The organism is Streptomyces sp. NPDC127197, from assembly GCF_042672405.1.
GTDB lineage: Bacteria > Actinomycetota > Actinomycetes > Streptomycetales > Streptomycetaceae > Streptomyces > Streptomyces flavusporus.
On sequence record NZ_JBHXVG010000014.1, the window covers coordinates 1 to 3,157 of the forward strand.

The window sequence follows — 3,157 nt, forward strand, 5'->3', positions numbered from 1 at the left end:
CCCGCACCAGCCGGTTCGCCGACGCACGGGGCCGTGGCCCGCACCCGGGCCCGCGGCCTGTCGGTCCGGCGCCGGGCGGTCACCCGGGGCGCTCCATCTCCGGTTCCACCCCGGCCCGCGGGTCACGTGACCGCATGGACGCCCAGGGGCGAATCGCAGCCTGGTGTGCTGCGCAAAGTGATCGGCAGCCCGACCACTGACGGGTGGACTTGTCCGAAGGGTTCGGGTAGCGGCTGCTGGGGATGTTGCTGGACCGGGCACACGACCTTCCGCCCGTCAGGGAGCCGGCGCCGGATTCGTTGGTGATCTCGACGACGTCGAAGCCAGCGAGCGTGGCGTACAGCTCGAGTTCACGTGGGCCGAGGACGCAGCGGCGGATCACGTCGTGGGCCTCCTCACCGGAGTCGAACACCCAGGGGCGGCGCATGGTGTTGGTCTGCGTCCGCAGGTCCCACTCATAGCTGTGATGGTCACGGTGGCAGTCCTGCAGAGTCTCGACGCGGGCCTGTTGCGGACAATGGGTGCTCGGTCGGGGCGAACGGGGAGCACAGGACGAGGAGGGTCCCAGGATGGGCGTGCGCGGCGCCGCGGCGCGGACCGGCCGCCTCAGCCGCGCAGCCCGTCCAGCCTGCGCCGGGCCGGGAGATGCAGGATTGGCGCCCAGGACATTACTCCCCGTGCCGGCGAGCGTCGGTCCCCCGGGGATCACCGTGACGCCGGCGCCCGGCTCGGTGGGCAGGGGTCACAGGACCGGGCATACGCTGCAGGAGGGGGCGTACGTGAAAGCGCTGACCCCAGACGCCTGAAGCGGCGACCTCGTTCATCCTCAGCGCGCCGCCCTGCAGGAGGTACGTCATGGATCACGAGCCCTTGCCCTCCGCGGACCGCGCCGAGGTCCGTATCATCGCGGCGACGCCGGAGGCCGCTCGTCGCGTCGCCGCAGTGCTTCGCCGCTGCTTCTACTCGACCGAGCAGCGCAGCTATCCCGCTGGCCGCGAGGGCGCAACCCGTCTCCATCTCACCGTCGACACGACGCACGCCGCGGAGCCTGCACGGTCCTGGCTGGCAACCAGCCAGTCGTCCTTCGAAGACCACCAATATTCGGGCGAGGTGTGACAGAACCGTGAAGGCCGCTGAAGCCCAGCCCCACATACGCGCCCGCACCGCCAGCCACCACCCGGAGAACAACAGCCATGGCGACTCTGCGTGAACGCAAGACCTACCGGAAGGCGGTCATGGATTCTGTGTACGAGGCCGTCGAACGCAACCGCCCGGAGGTCAGCGGAGCCACACTCCGTGACAAGCTTCGCATACCCGACGAGGACCTGTCCGCAGCCTGCGCCTACCTGGCCGGCGAGGGCCTGATCACCGTCGACTGGACATCGCACAAGACACCCGCGACCATCTCGCTGACCCATGAGGGCATTCGGTTCATGGAAGAGCAGGAAGAACGCGGCTGAAACACAGCGAAAGCATCCTGCCGTCACGGCCGCCCGCTCAATGGCACCCGACGGCGAGTTCGCACGCCGCACTATTTCGGGTTCCGTTCCCGTACGGGGGCTGGATCCGGTAGGACACGAGGTGTGACGCGCAGGCAACTCACCGACGAACAGTGGAAGTTCATCGAGCCGGTCCTGCTGATCGGCGGGTTCGGCCCGTACCCCGAGCGGCTGCGGGAGCAGTTCGAGGGGGTGATCTGGCGGTTCCGCACCAGCAGCCAGTGACGGGAGATGCCCAGCGAGTTCGGTCCGTGGCCGACGGTCTACGGCCGGTTCCGGGTGCGGAGGGACGCCGGCGTCTTCACCGCGCTGCTGGAAGGTGTGATCGCCGAGGCCGCCCGCCAAGGGAAGACGGACTTGTCCCTGGTCAGCGTGGACTCCACCAGTGCCCGCGCCCACCACGACGCCGCCGGGATGCGCACCGGCAAGGAGGTCATGGACGCTCTTGAGGAAGCCGCTGCCGAGCAGGAGCGGGTCCGGCAAAAGGGGGCGGCCCGCCAGAACAGAACGGGCAGGACGGTGACGACCCCGAGCATGAGCGGCGGCACATCAGGCGACGGCGCAAGCTCCGCTTGAAGGAAGCCCTGCTCGGCAGATCCCGTGGTGGGCTGACAAGCAAGGTTCATCTCGCCGCGGACCGCAAGTGCCGTCCGTTGTCACTCGTCCTGACCGCAGGACAGGCCGCCGACAGCCCGCAGTTCGTCCCCGTGCTGCAGAAGGTGCGGGTCCGTCTGCCTGTCGGCCGTCCCCGAACCCGGCCTGACGCTGTCGCCGCGGACAAGGCCTACCCATCCCGCGCCAACCGCTCTTACTTGCGGAAACGCAACATCAAGGCAGTCATCCCGGAGAAGAAGGACCAGGCCGCCAACCGGAAGAAGAAAGGCAGCCGGGGAGGCCGACCCACAGACCACGACACCGATCTCTACAAGGAGCGGAACACCGTCGAGCGCCTGATCAACAAGCTGAAGGCCTGGCGGGGCATCGCGACTCGATACGACAAGACGCCCGAGAGCTACCTCGCCGGGCTTCACCTGCGTGCCTCGATGATCTGGATCAACGACCTCCTGAAGGAAACTGGTTGATCACGACATCACACCAATCCACAGGTGATGCAGAGCGCCTGCTCCTGCCCGATGCGGGCTGTCCCGCAGCAGGCCGTCCAGCGGCCCGCCCACCAGTTCGGCGCAGCGCTGCCCCGGCCGCGGGCCGGGGTGAGGGTCGTCGGGCCGACGCCGTAGACCGGGCCTCGCAGCAGCCGCGCATCGTCGCTGTCCATGCCGTCCAGCCACCACCGACACATCCGGAGGCCACCAGCGGGGCTGTACGGCCTGGACGGCGGGCAGCCGGCCGCTGCGACGCGTGAGCTGTGGCAGCGCCTGGACGAAGCCGAACACGTCGGTCGGCGCGGGCGAATGAAGACGCCGACCGGAGGAGGTCGGAGCTGGCGCGATCTCCTCCGGTCACACAGAAGGGGCAGCCTCCGTCGATCCCCATGACGGGTGACCGCCTTGCCGGGGTACTGTCACCCTCACTCGCCCCCGGACGACTCTTCACCCTCGGTTTTCGGTGCCTCCGCCTCAGCCGCCGGCTCCTCGCCTTCGACCGGAGTCGTCTCAGGCTCCTGAGGCGCCTGTTCGGTCTCCGCTTCAGCTGTGGGC

At 68.8% G+C, this 3,157-nt stretch carries 4 protein-coding genes and 1 pseudogene; 3 read left to right on the forward strand and 2 right to left on the reverse strand.

The window, feature by feature from the left end:
* Nucleotides 1–79 precede the first annotated feature (79 nt).
* Nucleotides 80–427: a hypothetical protein gene (locus tag ACFVJQ_RS22230; protein ID WP_385786102.1), complete on the reverse strand. Its 348-nt coding sequence runs from the start codon at nt 425–427 to the stop codon at nt 80–82.
* A gap of 428 nt (nt 428–855) precedes the next feature.
* On the opposite strand from ACFVJQ_RS22230, the gene ACFVJQ_RS22235 reads away from it, so the two are divergent.
* The 3 genes and pseudogenes from ACFVJQ_RS22235 (at nt 856) to ACFVJQ_RS22245 (ending at nt 2,581) form a co-directional block, all read left to right on the forward strand.
* Nucleotides 856–1,116, forward strand: coding sequence for a hypothetical protein (locus ACFVJQ_RS22235; RefSeq protein WP_385514144.1), 261 nt, complete (start codon nt 856–858; stop codon nt 1,114–1,116).
* Between the two features lie 77 nt (nt 1,117–1,193).
* Nucleotides 1,194–1,460 carry a hypothetical protein gene (locus tag ACFVJQ_RS22240; protein ID WP_385514143.1) on the forward strand — a complete coding sequence of 89 codons (267 nt, stop codon included), beginning with the start codon at nt 1,194–1,196 and terminating at the stop codon, nt 1,458–1,460.
* 123 nt (nt 1,461–1,583) lie between these two features.
* Nucleotides 1,584–2,581, forward strand: a pseudogene (locus tag ACFVJQ_RS22245) (IS5 family transposase).
* An 8-nt stretch (nt 2,582–2,589) separates the two neighbouring features.
* On the opposite strand, the gene ACFVJQ_RS22250 reads toward ACFVJQ_RS22245, so the two are convergent.
* A complete protein-coding gene (locus ACFVJQ_RS22250) occupies nt 2,590–2,775 on the reverse strand; it encodes a hypothetical protein (protein ID WP_385514154.1) in 186 nt (61 codons plus the stop codon).
* Between the last annotated feature and the right edge of the window lie 382 nt (nt 2,776–3,157).